The following is a 15,564-nucleotide window of genomic DNA, read 5'->3' on the forward strand; positions in this document are numbered from 1 at the left end:
CATCACTAGTGCAGTATTGCACTAATTGAGGAAAGTGCAACAAGTTCTGAGCGTGGATGCACTTCCCGCCCGCGCGCATCCCTTGGCCTACGCTGTCCCCTAGTACCCCGAGGAGACCCGATGACCGAGATCCCGCACATCACGATCAGCGCTGGCTTGATCTTCGCGATCATCGACCTGATCATCCGAGTCATCGCGATCATCGTCGTGCCCCGGAATCGGAAGCCGAGCGTCGGCATCGCCTGGCTCATGGCCATCTTCCTCATCCCGTACGTCGGCGTCATCGCCTTCCTCCTCCTCGGCAGCTTCCGCCTTCCCGCGAAGCGCATGGAGCGTCAGCAAGAGGTCACGACCTTCATCAACATGGCCGTCGGGAGCGTCGAGGTCGAGCCGACCAGGCACAGCGACCCGGCCTGGTTCGACTCCGTCGTCGCCCTCAACCGCACGTACACGGCCATCCCCCTCATCAGCGACAACGAGGTCGTCCTGCAGGGTGACTATGAGGAAACCATCGTCGCGATGGCCGCCGAGATCGATGCGGCAGAGAAGTGGGTGCACGTCGAGTTCTACATCCTCGCCTGCGATCACACCACTCTGCCGATCTTCGATGCCCTCGACCGGGCGGTCGCACGGGGCGTGAGTGTTCGCATCCTGCTCGACCACATCGCCTCCATCCGCGTGCCGGGCTACCGCAAGCACACGCTGTCGCGGCTCAAGGCTCTCGAGCGGGCCGGCGCCGAGTGGCACTACATGCTCCCCGTCCGCCCCTGGCGCGGCGAGTACCAGCGGCCAGACCTGCGAAACCACCGCAAGCTCCTCATTGTCGACGGCAACTCCGCCTACCTCGGCTCGCAGAATGTCGTCGACTCGACGTACAACAAGCGCGGCAACATCCGCCGCGGCCTCCACTGGCACGACCTGATGGTGCGCCTTGAAGGGCCGGCAGTGCACGCCGTCAGTGCCGTCTTCATCACCGACTGGTACTCGGAGTCGGGAACGATCATCCCCGAAGACCTCACGGACGTCGAGACGATGCCGCAGGAAGCGCGGATGGACTGCCAGATCGTGCCGAGCGGCCCCGGGTACCCCAGCGAGAACAACCTCCGCCTCTTCCTCAACCTCCTCTACGTCGCCCAGAAGTCGATCATCATCACGAGCCCGTACTTCGTGCCGGACGAGTCGATGCTGTACGCCATCACGACCGCAACGGCACGCGGGGTGGTGGTCGAGCTGTTCGTCTCGGAGATCGGCGACCAGGCCATGGTCTATCACGCGCAGCGCTCCTACTACGAGGCCCTGCTGCTCGCGGGTGTTCGCATCTGGATGTACAAGTCGCCCACCATCCTGCACGCCAAGCACTTCACGATCGACGACGAGGTCGCCGTCATCGGGTCGTCCAACATGGACATGCGCTCCTTCTCGCTGAACTTCGAAGTGTCGCTCATGGTGCGCAGCGCGGACTTCGTTGAGGACCTGCGAGAGGTGCAGCAGGACTACCGCGAGCACTCGCGAGAGCTGACGATGTTCGAGTGGCGGAAGCAGCCGCTGCGCTCGACCGTCCTGGACAACCTCGCGAGACTCACCGCGGGTCTGCAGTAGCCGAACCCTGGGCGTTTGCTCCCACTGGAGCAGGGGGCTCGCCGCCGATATCGGGAGTCGGGAGTAATTTTGTGCGTGAGCCCGACTGGGCTCAGATCGACCGACGCGTGCAGGAGCAGCGAGTCATGCAGAAGATCATCCCGAACCTCTGGTTCAACAAGAATGCCGAAGAAGCGGGCGAGTTCTACGCTTCCAGTTTCCCCAAGACGACGACGTCAGTGGAAGCCCGATACCCCGAGACCGATCTCCTCGACTTCCAGAAGGACTTCGCGGGCTTGCCGCTCGTCGTGGGCGTGGAGATCGACGAGTACCGGTTCACGCTCATCAACGCGGGCGACCAGTTCAGGCCGAACCCGTCGGTCTCGTTCATGCTCAACTTCGACTCGCGCGTGCTTGGCGGCGACACGACGTCGGTGCGAGCGAGCCTCGACAAGCTCTGGACTTCGCTCAGCGATGGCGGGAAGGTGCTCATGCCGCTGCAGGAGTATCCGTTCAGCCCGCATTACGGCTGGGTCGAGGACCGCTACGGCGTGAGCTGGCAGCTCATGTTCGTCGATCCCGACGGGCTGAGCACGGCCGACGAGGCCCGCCCGTTCATCGTGCCGAGTCTGCTCTTCGGCGCAGCGGCGCAGAACAGGGCGCGCGAGGCCATCGACTTCTACGTCTCCCTGTTCCCCGATGCGCGCATCGGCACGGTCGCCGAGTATCCGGCGCCGTCGGGTCCCGCTCCGGCGGGCGCCATCATGTACGCCGACTTCCAGCTCGCAGGCCAGTGGTTCGTCGCCATGGACAACGGGGCCGGCCGGGAATTCGGCTTCGACTGCGGCGTCTCACTTGAGGTCGACTGTGTCGACCAGGCGGAGATCGACCACTACTGGAACGCGATGAGCGCCGTCCCGGAAGCCGAGCAGTGCGGCTGGCTGGCGGACAGGTTCGGAGTGAGCTGGCAGATCGTGCCGACGAACATGGGCGAGCTCATGGCGAGACCGGATGGCTACGAGCACATGATGCAGATGAAGAAGCTGGTCATCGCCGACTTCTGACACCTACCACCGTGCGGCGTCGGAGGCGCTCGGGTTCGAACACATCTTCCCAGGAACCGTCGGGTCGCCAGCCAGGCGAGCCGCCTACTGTCGCCGGTATGGCAGAGACACACGAAGGCGAAATGCTCGGAGCAACCGAGCCCGATGAGAACGGCACGGAGAAGGGCCCGTCGAACTGGGTCACGGGCGACGAGCCGATGACCGGCGCGCAGCGCAGCTACCTCGACACGCTTGCACGAGAGGCTGGCGAAGAGATCCCGGCAGACATCACGAAGGCCGAGGCGTCAGAGCACATCGACCGCCTCCAGCAGAAGACGGGTTGCGGCGAGAGCTGACCGCGGCAAGAGAGGAGGCCAGGCCGGTCGCGTTCAGCGACCGGCCTGGCCTTTTTTGGAGCGGATGACGGGAATCGAACCCGCGCTATCAGCTTGGGAAGCTGAAGTTCTGCCATTGAACTACATCCGCGCATTCAGCACCCCGGGGCGATGAACTCAACCATCGTACAACGAAGCCGCCTGGGGGTGGTGGCGGCGCGGTCGTGAGGGCCCGGCTGAGGTGCCCGTCCAACTCCCCAGAATGTTGCGGTCCAATCGGTGGTCTGTCATCGTGGGCGTCACGCTGCAGTGAGGCCAGGCATGGGGGAATGTCGGTTCACTGTTCACTAACTCCGGGGGGACACATGAGCGATATTCTGCGCGCCGAGAAACAAGAACCGAGTCGACGAGCGGTCGCATCCGTGGTGGCGTGGGCGCTGCCGACCATTGCCGTCGCGGTCTCCGCGCCTGCCCGGGCGAGCTCAGGTGTTCCGGCTCAACCCGCGGGCCTGAACGGTTGGATCCTCTTCAAGATGCCGGGCGACAGCACGGGTGCCTACCGCGTTGAGGGACGCCCTGGCGAGACTCACCAATACGGAAGCTACGGGCTCTGGGTGACGAACACGACGAGGAGATCCGTCATCACGGATACGCGAATCATCCTGCACTACCTTCCCGTACCGAGCTCGTGGTCGCCGAGCACTTCATCGGCCTGGAGCGATCTCAACCAGATCGGCACACACGACTTCCCTGAGGGCAGGCACGAGAGCTACGAGATGACCTACCTGAGCACCATCGTGCCGACGGAGGGCGTCACGAACCTCGTCAGCGACATGGTCTTCACGGGCGACGTCCGCGTTGACGGCACTGAACCGTCGCTCTACGTCGACAGGTACGTGACGGTTGACGGCGTGGAGCTCGCGTTCCGGCGGAAGTACGGCACGAATGTGTACACGCCGCTCAACGGCAACACCCCACCGAGTACGCCGAACACTCCTCGTAACCGGCGCGCGTTCACCGCACCCGATGAGGAGCTCGAGTCGGACGCCACACCAGCGTGAAGCCGCACTCCTGAGGGTGCGCGTCCGAACTGCACCTCTGAACCCGACCGGTGGTGCGCCGGTCGGGTTCAGTCGCGTTTGGCGACGAGCGCGCGGATGACGAAGAACACGATGACGGCGACAACGGCGACGATGCTCAGTCGCGCCACCATCCAGGCCAAGTGGAAGAGAACGTCGACGAGCCACCAGGCGATCACGACGGCCACGATGACGCCGATGACGGTCCACACGTTTCTGCTCACGTCGTCAGCCTAGCCTCGCGCATCCGTCGACCAACTAGGCTGACGACGTGCTTCTCAGCGATCGCGACATCAAGCAGGGCGTCGAAGCGGGCCGTATCGGCCTCGAGCCGTACGAGCCGGGGCTGGTACAGCCCTCGAGCATCGACGTGCGCCTCGACAGGTACTTCCGGCTGTTCGACAACCACAGGTACCCGTTCATCGACCCGGCTGAGGAGCAGCCGGAGCTGACGAGGCTGGTCACGTCGAAACCAGACGAGCCGTTCGTGCTGCACCCAGGCGAGTTCGTGCTCGCCTCCACGTTCGAACGCGTCACCCTCGGCGACGACGTCGCGGCCCGGCTCGAAGGCAAGAGCTCTCTCGGCAGGCTCGGACTGCTCACGCACTCGACGGCGGGATTCATCGACCCCGGCTTCACGGGGCACGTGACGCTGGAGCTGTCGAACGTCGCGACGCTTCCCATCAAGCTCTGGCCCGGCATGAAGATCGGCCAGCTCTGCTTCTTCCAGCTCTCGAGCGCCGCGGAGCACCCATACGGCTCCGCGATCTACAGCTCCCGCTACCTCGGGCAGCGCGGCCCGACCGCTTCGAGGTCGTTCATGAACTTCACCCGCGCCGACGTGTCGGTCACCGAGGCGGGCGCGCCGGGCGAGTAACTCGAGAGGTGCGGCGAGCCGCGCCGCTCCGGTGCGCCGAACTTCTGTGCGAGGTTGCGGAAACCGGGGCATGCGCACGTAGCGTTGGGGCAACGTTGTCAACGATGCCCGTGCTCCATTCGGGCTCGAGGTGTCCCCACGAAGGATGCATGGCCCATGCCACAGACACCACCCCCGCAGCGCGGGCCTGGAACCGGGGATCTCACTCGCGAGCCGAGCGCTGCCGATATTCGCCGTTGGCGCCGGTACCTCGCCGATGAGCGCGCCGAAGGGTCCGTGTACCGAGACCTCGCGGCGAAGCGCGAGGGTGAGGAGCGGGAGATCCTGCTGGGTCTCGCGAGTGCCGAGGTGCGGCATGAGGAGCACTGGCTGAGTCTCCTCGGCCCAGCCGGTGATGGCGGGGTGCGCGCGCAACTCGGCACGCGCCTCTTCGGCTGGTTCGCGCGGCGCTTCGGCTCCCTCTTCGTGCTGGCGCTCATCCAGCGAGCAGAGTCTCGTTCGCCGTACGAGCGCGAGGCGGATGCGACCCCCGAGATGGCAGCGGACGAACGCATCCACGAGGAGGTCGTGCGGGGCCTGGCCATGCGCAGCCGGTCCCGCATGTCTGGCGGCTTCCGGGCGGCGGTGTTCGGTGCCAACGATGGGCTCGTCTCGAACCTCGCCCTCGTGCTTGGCATCGGCGCGACCGGCGCACCCACGGTGATCATCCTGGCGACGGGCCTCTCCGGGCTCCTCGCCGGTGCGTTGTCTATGGCGGCGGGAGAGTACGTGTCCGTCCGGTCGCAGCGTGAACTCCTGGAGGCGTCGACGCCAAGCCCGGACACTCCCCAGACCATCCAGCGGCTCGACGTGAACGCGAACGAACTGGAGCTCGTCTACCGTGCCCGAGGCATGGGCGAGGACGAGGCTCGCAGCTACGCGCACCGCGTGTTCGCGCTGCAGGGCGCCGATCCGGAGTCCGGCCCCATCTCGCTGCAGTCCGCAGAGGAGGAGCACGAGGAGCTCGGTACCGCGTGGACTGCGGCCCTGTCCAGCTTCTGCTTCTTCGCAGGTGGCGCGCTCCTCCCGGTGCTTCCCTACATCTTCGGTATGAGCGGGATCGCCGCCGTTGCGGTGTCAGCGGCGGTCGTCGGTGTCGCGCTTCTCGCGACGGGCGCCATCGTCGGCGTGCTGTCGGGTGGTCCGCCGTGGCGTCGCGCCGGACGCCAGCTGCTCATCGGCTTCGGGGCCGCAGCCGTGACGTACGTGCTCGGCCTCGTCTTCGGAGTTGCGGTTGGATAGGGCCCATGCCCATTCCTGAGTTCGTCTCCGAGCTGCGCGCCAAGATCGGGCCGGAGCATCCGCTCTGGCTCGCTGGTTCGACTGCCGTCATCATCCGCCCTGCGACAGCACCTGCTGGTGTGCCCGCTGCCAGCGGTGAGGAGGTGCTGCTCGTGCGGCGTTCCGACAATGGGGTGTGGAGCCCAGTGACGGGCATCGTCGACCCTGGCGAGCATCCGGCGACGGCCGCCGTGCGGGAGAGCCTCGAAGAGGCGATGGTCGAAGTCCGCGTCGAGCGCCTCGTGCGGCTCAGCGTCTCGCCGAAGATCGTGCACGCGACGGGCGACCGCGCCCAGTACTGCGACCTCGTGTTCCGCTGCTCCTGGGTGTCCGGGGAGGCGGCGGTCGGTGACGACGAGTCGGTGGACGTCGCCTGGTTCCCGGTGGATGCTCTGCCCGAGATGCCTGAGCACCTCGCCTCCCGTGTCGCCGTCGCCGTCGCGGATCGGCCCGAGTGCGAGCTGCTCGTCGACGGGGTGCCGCTGCCGATCGTCGGACCCGAAGGGTCTCGGTAGACCTGCCGGTGCCGGTGCCAATGCCGGTGCCGGTGCCGGTGCAGGTGTGAGTGCGGGGCGTATAGTGTGGCGCTGCCGGTCTACTCCGGTGCGCCGACGACAACCTGCCCGTCGGCTGACGACACCGTGACGGTCACGGACTGCTCCTGCTCTGCGTACGTGAACGTGCACTGGAACTCGGCACCTTGATCGGCCTTGACCTGCTCTGGGCAGACGACTTCGGTCACTTCGACGAGACCGAAGTCGTCTTGCAGCACGCGCGTGACCTCAGCCTGCAGCGGCTCCGCCGCGAGTACGCTGCCGTTGCTCTGCCCGATGAAGTAGCCGCCGAGACCAGCGACGAGCGCCGCCGCGGGAATCGCGAGGATCAGGAGCAGACGAGAGTTGCGTTTCGGCTTGCCGGCCGGTGCGAGACCCGGCCCCGGCCCGTACTGCTGGCCTTGGACGCCGGGCCCGTGGGCGCCTGAGCCTGGGTAGCCAAGCGGCGGCTGCTGGTAGCCGAAGCCCTGCTGTGTCGAGGATGCGGGGGCTGGCACGCCGTAGGTGGCGCTCGGGACGCCGTAGGCGGCGTTCGCGGCCGCATAGCCGGAGCCGTACCCGGAGCTCGGTCCAAGCCCGTAAGCGGACGCGGACGCAGCTTGAGGACTGGGACCGTACGCGCTGGGGGTTGACCTCGCTTCTGTCGTCGAACCGAACTGGCTGTTCTGGGCGGCCTGGCCGGCGTTGCTCGCGCCCGGCGTCGCCGAAGCGGCCGGGTCTCCGGGCTGGGGATACGGCTGTCCGTACTGGAAAGGCTGCTGGTGCGGTGCTGGCTGCTGCTGACCCTGACCCTGCTGCCCCTGACCCTGCTGACCCTGCTGGCCTTGTCCCTGCTGCCCCTGCGCCTGGCCCTGCTGGCTATGGGCCTGCGCATACTGCTGGCCCTGGCCCTGGCCCTGGCCCTGGTTCTGGTTCTGGTTCTGGTTCTGGTTCTGGCCGTGACCGTACTGCTGGTTCTGGTTCTGGGCGTAGTGCTGTTCTGGCCCTGACCCTGACCCTGACCCTGACCCTGACCCTGACCCTGACCCTGACCCTGACCCCGACCCTGACCCTGACCCCGACCCCTGTCCAGGCCCGTGCGGTGGCCTGGCCTGCTGCCCCTGCTGCCCCTGCTGCGGGTCGCGTGGATCGTTCGGGTCGCGCGGCCTCTGCGGGCCGCCCTGCGGTGGAAAGGTCATCGTGGTTCCTCCAGCTTGATTGCTGCGAAGCGCATGAGCGGGCCCGGGCTAGCCGGTTCTCGCGTTCCCGATCGCATCCCAGAACGCGCTCGCCTGATCTGCGGTCACGTTGGTCACGTACTGGGGCGCGAGCGACGCTGGGTCGTCCGGCAGATCGTCCGCAGAGGGCGTGCCCGTGATCTCGAATCCGAACTGCACCTCGACGTCGAGCGATGCAGCATCCATCGTGCCGTTCACCTCGATCTTCTGCACGATGCCATCCGTGCCGACCCACACGTGCAGGGGCAGCAGCGTGCCGAGCTCGTCGTCGCTGAGCTGCGAGCGGAGATCATCGCCCAGTGTGTACAGCCCGGCCTCCTCGAGCGAGTCGAACGTGACCGCCGACGTGAAGTGCTTGCTGCCATCGGCCGAGACCTCGAGCTTCTCGGGAAGCTCCTCGCCGTTGCTCTCCTTCGACAGCTGCCATGCCTTGACGAGATTGCACATGTAGATGACGGTGCCGAGGATGCACGTGCGCTGCGGGTCGTTCGCGCGGTCGAGGTCGCCCATCGGCAGGCGCGCCCACGGGGTCGAGACGACCGTCGTGTAGGCGCTGCCGAAGAGGTAGTAGGTGTAGCCGCTGCCCGCGATGTGGACCTCGTCGATGGAGGTTCCCGGCTCGGCGGTCGATTCCTTCGTGACGTAGGACGCGCCGACCACGCTCGTCTCGTGCTGTGTGCTGAGCGTCGCCCCGGTCGAGGCCTTGCCGTGCGTGTAGGCGGTGGCGGAGAAGTTCTCGACCTTGGCGAGGCCCTCCACGAGGGAATCGCCGAGCAGCTCCGCGCCGGTGTCGGCGTGGTACTCGAGCTTCGCCTCGTGGTTCGCGACCGCTGTCGGGGTTGTCGTCGCGCATCCGGAGAGCGCGAGTCCGACGAACAGTGCGGTCGCGCCTGCGATGAGGCGTTGGCTGCGCATCAGGACCCCCCGAGCTCGTTGTACAGCGAGAGCGCGGTCTGGCCGAGCACCGAGCCCTCCCACCGGAACGGCGGGTTCGCCGATGAGAGGACCGTGGACGAGGTTGCGGCGACGTAGCCGGCCCCGATCGCCGTGTCGTAGTAGACGAGCCAGGCCCCACCCGATCCTCCCGGCGTCATGCTGCACATATGGGTGTACCCGCCCGCGGAGCCTTCCCGCCACTGGCTGGAGGCGCACATGTACTCCTCAGAGCCGTCGTAGGGGCTTGCGCTCGGGTAGCCGACCTGCGTGATCGCCTTGGCAGGGACTCCGAAGGCGATGCCCTGCCCGCCCGTCACGTCCTGGATGCGCTCGCCGTCTTTCTCCTCCATCACGAGGAACGCGAAGTCGTTGTTCCATCCCTCCCCGTACACGCCCTGATCGCCGTAGTTGGCGTTGTCGAGGAAGTGCTGCGGGATGCTGTAATCGGTGGCCGCCCAGCGGCCGTAAGGCTGCTCGGCCCCGTCGCCGCGGTCGCCCGGGATGAAGACGACGTTGCTCGCGATGGCCTTGTTGCTCTCGAAGTCGACGAGGCAGTGCGCCGCCGTGACGACGATGTTGCGCTCACCGGAGTTCACGACCGTCGCAGAGCACACCGCGAGACCACTCGCGAACGACATGTACAGGCGACCGAAGGTGGACGCGCCGAGTCCGGCGCGGTCGTAGGGCACCGCCTCCGAGACATCGCCGTAGCCGTTCGCCGACTCGGCAGCGGGCACCGGGGTGGTCGGTGGCACGAACGCGCCGGTCGCCGGGTCGCCGACGCCGACCGTGATGCCGTTGTCTGGTGCCGTGTAGTCGAAGCCCTCGGCGTCTTTGAACATGTCGGGGTCTGACCAGAAGTCGTGCGATTCCTGCGCGGAGGACTCGAACGAATCGCGCAGGCTGACCGTGCCGCCCTCGATGGGCGCATCGACGGCGTCGTACCCGTTGGCCGAGGGGGTCGCCGTCGCGCTCACCGAGCAGCCCGCGAGCAACGTGACCGCAGCGAGCGCGCCGATGCTCGCGAGCAGAGCCCGTGGTCGGCGACGGTGTCGGGTCATGGGGTCTCCTTCGGCACGCTGGGTATGCCGTTCGTTGTCATGCTACGCAGAGCCACCGACACTCAGGCCGCGAACCTGCCGAAAACCCCGGTGGTGGGGACTTCTCCCCGGGGCTGCCCGGGGAATGCGTCGCCTTCACCTGGTGGGGCGTGAGGAGCGCCTGATGGAGCGTGAGGAGGACCGGGTGCGCCGTGAGGAATAGGGAAGCCGGGGCGCGCGTTGCCCCGACCATGCCAGGAACGCCCAAGCTCTCCGTGCTGGACCTCATCCCCGTCGCCGAAGGGCAGTCCAGTGCCGACGCTGTAGCCGCATCCGCCCGCCTGGTGCGGCGAGCCGACGAGCTCGGGTACCACCGCTACTGGGTCGCTGAGCACCACAACACCGAGCTCGTCGCCTCGACGACACCGCCCGTGCTGCTCGCGGCTCTCGGCGCGGGAACGCAGCGCATCCGCCTCGGCTCGGGTGGCGTCATGCTGCCGAACCACGCCCCCTTCGTCGTCGCCGAGCAGTTCGCGACACTCGAGTCGCTCTACCCCGGGCGCATCGATCTCGGTCTGGGCCGAGCACCCGGCACCGACCCGTTCACCGCCGCCGCCCTTCGTCGTGACCTCTCCCGCGATCGCGTCGACGAGTTCCCCAACGACGTGCTCGAGCTCATGGGCTACCTGGGTGACGTGAGGGCGGAGCACGACCGTGAGGTGCTCAATCGCCTCCGCGTCAGCCCAGGAGCGGCGACGAACCCCCAGATCTGGTTGCTCGGCTCGAGCCTCTACGGGGCCGAGCTGGCCGCCGCCTTCGGCCTGCCGTACACCTTCGCGCACCACTTCGCGATGCACGCAGACCCCAAGGCCGCCGCCGACCACTACCGCGACCACTTCGTGCCGTCGCCCGTGCTCGCCGAACCGCACTTCATGGTGTCCGTCTCCGCGATCGCCGCGGAGACGGTCGACGAGGCCACCCGCCTCGCGCTCCCCAGCAGGGCGGCCATGCACCAGATCCGATTCGGGCGCCCCACGAGGGTCCTCTCCCCAGAGGGCGCGGCCGCGTACGCGAACCGGATGCAGGACCGCTCCCTCTACGACGCGACGACCGGCACGCAGCTCATCGGAACCCCCGAGATGGTCGCCGACGGCATCGACCGCCTCATCGAGCGCACGGGCGCCGACGAGGTCATCCTCGCCGCCACGACGCACAACGTCGAGGTGCGCATCCGCACGATCGAGGCGCTCGCAGAGCTGCGCGACCCCGCATCCTGGCAGCCGCGCGCGACTGTCGGTGCACATCCGCATAATTGACGGGTGACTTCACACGCGCGCCATGCCTCTTCCGCCTCCACTCCTGACGACTTCACGTTCGACGACCCGAGCGACGCCCCCGACAGCACCGACGAGGTTCTGCTCCGCGCGCTCGCGGTGACGTTCGCCGGCGCTGGCTTCACCGTCGACGGCGTCGAGTCGCGTCTGGGGGCCGAGGCTGCGGATGCGCTGCACCGCGACCTGCTCGAGCCTGCGTCGTTCGCACTCTCGCGCGAGCCGGACGACGCGCTCTCCGCACTCATCCGTCTGTTCGTGCTCGCGGAGACCGTCGAGGCGAGCGACGTCCCGGCGCTCGACGAGCTGCTCGCTGCTCGTCTCGTCGCTCGCGTCCCGCGCCGGAGCGCCACGGAATCGGGCGAGGAGGCCAGCGCCGAGGAGCTCGTGGACGAGCTCGTGGCCGCACTCGTCGACGTGCGCCCGTACGCGAGCGAGGGCGTCAACGGCAGCGTCGAGATGTGGGTCGCCTCAGACCTCGGCGGCGTGCAGCTCGGCCGAGATCAGCCGCTGCGCCGCGACCACGTCGTCGGCATCGGGCCGGCGACGACGCTGCTCGCGCAGCTCACCCCGCGGGAACCCGTCGCCCGCGCGCTCGACCTCGGCGTCGGCATGGGCGTGCAGACCATGCACCTGCTCGCCCACACCAGGCACGTCGTCGCAACCGACATCTCGGAGCGCGCCCTCGCGTTCGCGAAGTTCAACCTGCTGCTCAACGCCGAGGCGCTCGGTATCGCCCCCGGTGGCCTCGAGGACCGGGTGAGCCTGCGCCTCGGCAACATGCTCGAGCCCGTCGCCGGCGAGCACTTCGACTTGTTCGTGTCGAATCCGCCGTTTGTCATCACGCCCCGGCGCGAGGGTGAAGGGGGAAGCGACCAGTACACGTACCGTGACGGTGGCAAGCCGGGCGACAGCATCGTCGAGGGGCTTGTGCGCGACCTCGGCACGGTGCTCGCCCCGGGTGGTGTCGCCTGCATGCTCGGCAACTGGGAGGTGCGGGAAGGCGACGCCAACTGGCACTCGCGCCTCGAGACGTGGCCCGCGAACGACGTCGACCTGTGGGTCGTGCAGCGCGAGGACGCGACACCGGTCGAGTACGCCGACATGTGGCTGAAGGACGCGGCTGAGAACGCCGAGCTCTCGAGCTGGCAGCACGCATTCCGCCGCTACCTGCAGGACTTCGCGAGCCGCGACGTCGAGCGCATCGGCATGGGCATGTTCTTCCTCCGTCGCACCCACGAGGGCGCCGTCGGTGGTCCGCTGCGCCGTTTCGAGCACCTCACGCACGCGCTCGGACACCCGCTCGCCGCGCACATCCGCGACGGCTTCGAGGCCATCACCTGGCTGCGCGGGGTCGACGACGACGAGCTCTTCGACGAGCCCCTCGTCGTCGCCGGCGACGTCACGGAGGAGCGCCACTCGCGGCCAGGCGACGAGGACCCGAGCATCATCATGCTGCGCCAGGGTGCGGGGTTCCGCCGCACCATGTCGATGTCGACGGAACTCACCGGCTTCGTGTCGGTGTGCGACGGGGAGCTCGTCGGCTCACAGATCGTCACCGCCATCGCATCGCTTGTCGAGGTCGAGGAAGACGCCTTGCGCGCGAGCCTCGTGCCCGATGTGCGCGAGCTGGTGGCGCTCGGCTTCCTCGAGCCGCGCTGGCGGTAGAGGGTCAGCCCGGCCGGCGACGCCGAGCGTGGCCGCTTCCCGCCGTCAGGGATGCGCCACGACGTTCCCCGGCTTCTCGTCGGCCAGAAGTGCACGCAGCTGGCGGCCGATGAGCGCGACCATGCGCGGATGCATCGCCGAGGAAGCGCCCCCGACGTGCGGGGTGATGAGTGCGCCGTCGAGATCCCAGAGCCGGTGCCCCAGCGGCAGCGGCTCGGGGTCGGTCACGTCGAGGGCGGCCCGGATGCGGCCGGCCTCGAGCGCGGCGACGAGCGCCTCCGTGTCGACGACCGGTCCGCGCGCGACGTTCACGAGGAGCGACCCCTGTCGCATCGCGGCGAGGAAGCTCGCATCGACGAGGTGCCTGGTCTCCTCGGTGAGTGGCACCGTGAGGATCACGACGTCGATCTCGGCGAGCAGCGCCTTGAGGCTCGAGATTGGCTGCACATGGTCGGGCCCGCCCTCGGCTCCGCGGGCGGAGCGCGCGAATCGGAGCACGTTCGCCTCGAAGCCGCTCAGTCGATGCTCGATGGCCTTGCCGACGCCGCCGTATCCGACGATGGCCACCGTGCGGTCGGCGAGGCTCTGGCCGGGTTGCTGGTGCCACGCGTGCCGCTGCGCCGCCGTCGTGTATTCGGGGATGCGCCGGAGCGACGCGAGCGTGAGCCCGAGTGCGAGCTCGGCCGTCGAGGTCTCATGCACGGAGCGCGCGTTGGCAACCGTGTGGCCAGCGGGCAGGTGGGCGAGCACGTCCTCGTACCCGATCGTCTGGGCCTGGACGAGTCGCGTCGTCGTGCGCCCGAGGCTCGCGGCGAGGCGCGGCTCCTGCTGGTAGGGAAGCACGACGAGGTCGATGTGCGGGGCGGGTGACGGCGTCGTCAGATCCCAGGTGATGCACTCGAGGCTGGCGGCGACCTCGAGCTGCGTGATCGAGGCCGCGAGGGAGGGGGTGGGCACCGAGACGAGGAGTCGCTTGCTGCGGGTCACGATATGGGCTCTTGCTTACATAATGAGTTCATGCACATAATGTAAGCCAGACGCGGTTCCAGGCCAAGCAACTCTTGTTCCTACCCGGCAAGGCTGAGACCGCGCGAGACCCCACCTCGATTGGACGACAATGACGTCAGAGATCATCACGATCATCCACACGGCGATCGCCATCCTCGGCGTCGTCGTGCTCATCACTCGCTTCCGACTGAACCCCGCTGTCGCCCTCGTCATCGGCTCCCTCTACCTGGGACTCGCCACGGGGCATCCGCCAACCGAGACCATCGGCACGATCACTGGCGGCTTCGGGGAGATCATGGCCGAGGTCGGCCTGCTCATCACCTTCGGCGTGCTCCTCGGCTCCATGCTCAGCGAGATGAACGCCATCCAGCGACTCGTGTCGCACCTGCTGCGCGTCTTCGGGCCGAGAGGGCTGCCGTACGCGATGGGCCTCACGATCGGCACCGTGCTCCAGTCGATCTTCCTCGACGTGCTGCTCGTCATCTCGGCACCCCTCGCACGCAAGATGGCGCCGCTCATCGGCAAGCACGGCACGCCGCGCATCGCGACTGCCCTCGCCATCAGCCTCGAGTGCGGCATCGTCTTCATGGTGCCGGGCGTGGCAGCCCTCGCGCTGGCGGGCGTCCTCGGCGTCCCGCTCGGCCAGATGCTGCTCTTCGGCCTCATCGTCATCGTGCCGACGATCGTCATCTCCATCTTCATCATGACGCTGCTGTTCCGCGTCGGCTTCTGGAACCAGAAGCTGGACGAGACGCAGCCCCTCGAAGGAGAGCACGCGGACGCCAGCGACGAGCCGGAAGCTCAGCTCGCGCCTCTCAAGACCGAGAGCATCCCAGTCGGCGACCGACTCAGCAAGATCGGCGGCGTCCCCCGCGGCGTCGCCGTCGCTGAGCGCACCACGACCTCCGAACCGAAGCTCATCCTGCTCTTCGCGCCGCTCCTGCTCTGCCTCGGCCTCATCGCGACGGGCGCGATCCTGCAGATCGTCGGCGTCGAGATCGACGCGCTTGTCCTCGTGACCGACCCCGTCTTCGCGCTGCTCCTCGCCGTCCTCGGCACGAGCATCATCGGCAGGGTCACGGTCGGCGGCAAGGCGGTTGAGAAGTCGGTTGTCGCGGGCTTCCGCGAAAGCGGCCAGATCCTCATCCTCACCGGTGTGGGCGGCTCGCTCGCGGCGACCGTCGCGGCGACCGGCCTCGGCGACATCCTCGGGCAGGCATTCAGCGCAAACAGCTTCGCGCCGCTCCTCATCGTCTGGGCCATCGCGGCCGTGCTGCACATCGCCGTCGGGTCGGTTACGATCTCGGCGATCACCGCCGCAGGCATCCTCGCGCCCATCGCATCCGTCATCGGCCTCGACCCGATCCTCATCGCCCTCGCGGCGGGAGCCGGCTCGCTCTTCGCGGTGCACGTCACCAGCAACACCTTCTGGCTTCTGCAATCGTTGCTCGGACAGACGACACGGGGCACGCTCAAGACATGCACCGTCGGTGTGTCCGTCGCCTCGGTGGTCGCGTTGCTCGTGACCCTTGTCCTCAGCATCTTCATCTGACCCGCACGCCCCGACCGATCACCCGT

Annotated in this window: 15 protein-coding genes and 1 tRNA gene; 10 read left to right on the top strand and 6 right to left on the bottom strand. The window is 67.7% G+C overall.

The window, feature by feature from the left end; genetic code table 11:
• The first annotated feature begins 120 nt into the window (after positions 1 to 120).
• From cls to GV007_RS14710, 3 genes are all read left to right on the top strand, one after another.
• Positions 121 to 1,599, top strand: a complete 1,479-nt coding sequence (cls, locus tag GV007_RS14700) for a cardiolipin synthase (protein WP_160073706.1) — start codon at positions 121 to 123, stop codon at positions 1,597 to 1,599.
• Positions 1,600 to 1,670: 71 nt separating this feature from the next.
• The gene (locus GV007_RS14705) at positions 1,671 to 2,642 is read left to right on the top strand and encodes a VOC family protein (RefSeq protein WP_236558520.1); all 972 of its coding nucleotides are present in this window, start codon (positions 1,671 to 1,673) and stop codon (positions 2,640 to 2,642) included.
• A 98-nt stretch (positions 2,643 to 2,740) separates the two neighbouring features.
• Positions 2,741 to 2,977, top strand: coding sequence for a DUF3072 domain-containing protein (locus GV007_RS14710; protein WP_160073708.1), 237 nt, complete (start codon positions 2,741 to 2,743; stop codon positions 2,975 to 2,977).
• Positions 2,978 to 3,033: 56 nt separating this feature from the next.
• Here the strand turns inward: GV007_RS14710 and GV007_RS14715 are convergent.
• Positions 3,034 to 3,107, bottom strand: a tRNA-Gly gene (locus tag GV007_RS14715).
• Between the two features lie 214 nt (positions 3,108 to 3,321).
• On the opposite strand from GV007_RS14715, the gene GV007_RS14720 reads away from it, so the two are divergent.
• Positions 3,322 to 4,017 (top strand): hypothetical protein, encoded by a 696-nt coding sequence (locus GV007_RS14720; RefSeq protein WP_160073710.1) that lies wholly within the window; start codon positions 3,322 to 3,324, stop codon positions 4,015 to 4,017.
• A gap of 68 nt (positions 4,018 to 4,085) precedes the next feature.
• Here GV007_RS14720 and GV007_RS19105 read toward each other — a convergent pair whose 3' ends face one another.
• On the bottom strand, positions 4,086 to 4,259 hold the full coding sequence (locus tag GV007_RS19105) for a hypothetical protein (RefSeq protein ID WP_181058052.1): 174 nt from the start codon (positions 4,257 to 4,259) through the stop codon (positions 4,086 to 4,088).
• A gap of 47 nt (positions 4,260 to 4,306) precedes the next feature.
• Between GV007_RS19105 and dcd the strand changes: the two genes are divergently transcribed.
• The 3 genes from dcd (at position 4,307) to GV007_RS14735 (ending at position 6,747) form a co-directional block, all read left to right on the top strand.
• Positions 4,307 to 4,912, top strand: coding sequence for a dCTP deaminase (gene dcd / locus GV007_RS14725; RefSeq protein WP_104330022.1), 606 nt, complete (start codon positions 4,307 to 4,309; stop codon positions 4,910 to 4,912).
• 156 nt (positions 4,913 to 5,068) lie between these two features.
• Positions 5,069 to 6,193: a VIT1/CCC1 transporter family protein gene (locus GV007_RS14730; protein WP_160073712.1), complete on the top strand. Its 1,125-nt coding sequence runs from the start codon at positions 5,069 to 5,071 to the stop codon at positions 6,191 to 6,193.
• Between the two features lie 5 nt (positions 6,194 to 6,198).
• Positions 6,199 to 6,747, top strand: a complete 549-nt coding sequence (locus GV007_RS14735; RefSeq protein WP_160073714.1) for an NUDIX hydrolase — start codon at positions 6,199 to 6,201, stop codon at positions 6,745 to 6,747.
• An 80-nt stretch (positions 6,748 to 6,827) separates the two neighbouring features.
• On the opposite strand, the gene GV007_RS14740 is transcribed toward GV007_RS14735, so the two are convergent.
• Genes GV007_RS14740 through GV007_RS14750 form a run of 3 tightly spaced genes read right to left on the bottom strand, consistent with a single transcriptional unit; the run spans position 6,828 to position 10,000 of the window.
• Positions 6,828 to 7,964, bottom strand: coding sequence for a DUF4333 domain-containing protein (locus GV007_RS14740; protein ID WP_160073716.1), 1,137 nt, complete (start codon positions 7,962 to 7,964; stop codon positions 6,828 to 6,830).
• Positions 7,965 to 8,012: 48 nt separating this feature from the next.
• Positions 8,013 to 8,918 (bottom strand): hypothetical protein, encoded by a 906-nt coding sequence (locus GV007_RS14745; RefSeq protein WP_160073718.1) that lies wholly within the window; start codon positions 8,916 to 8,918, stop codon positions 8,013 to 8,015.
• The gene (locus GV007_RS14750) at positions 8,918 to 10,000 is read right to left on the bottom strand and encodes a trypsin-like serine peptidase (protein WP_160073720.1); all 1,083 of its coding nucleotides are present in this window, start codon (positions 9,998 to 10,000) and stop codon (positions 8,918 to 8,920) included. Before GV007_RS14750 ends, GV007_RS14745 begins: the two co-directional genes overlap by 1 nt.
• A 191-nt stretch (positions 10,001 to 10,191) precedes the next feature.
• Between GV007_RS14750 and GV007_RS14755 the strand changes: the two genes are divergently transcribed.
• Complete coding sequence (locus GV007_RS14755) at positions 10,192 to 11,295, top strand: LLM class flavin-dependent oxidoreductase (protein ID WP_236558521.1); 1,104 nt, start codon at positions 10,192 to 10,194, stop codon at positions 11,293 to 11,295.
• A 3-nt stretch (positions 11,296 to 11,298) separates the two neighbouring features.
• On the top strand, positions 11,299 to 12,978 hold the full coding sequence (locus GV007_RS14760; protein WP_160073722.1) for a DUF7059 domain-containing protein: 1,680 nt from the start codon (positions 11,299 to 11,301) through the stop codon (positions 12,976 to 12,978).
• A 45-nt stretch (positions 12,979 to 13,023) separates the two neighbouring features.
• Here GV007_RS14760 and GV007_RS14765 read toward each other — a convergent pair whose 3' ends face one another.
• Positions 13,024 to 13,965, bottom strand: coding sequence for a 2-hydroxyacid dehydrogenase (locus GV007_RS14765; RefSeq protein WP_236558522.1), 942 nt, complete (start codon positions 13,963 to 13,965; stop codon positions 13,024 to 13,026).
• A 130-nt stretch (positions 13,966 to 14,095) separates the two neighbouring features.
• Here GV007_RS14765 and GV007_RS14770 point away from each other — a divergent pair, with 130 nt between their 5' ends.
• Entirely contained in the window at positions 14,096 to 15,538 is a 1,443-nt protein-coding gene (locus tag GV007_RS14770) for a GntP family permease (protein ID WP_160073724.1), read from the top strand.
• Positions 15,539 to 15,564 lie beyond the last annotated feature (26 nt).

This window comes from Pseudoclavibacter sp. 8L (assembly GCF_902506465.1).
In the GTDB taxonomy this organism is placed as follows: domain Bacteria; phylum Actinomycetota; class Actinomycetes; order Actinomycetales; family Microbacteriaceae; genus Pseudoclavibacter.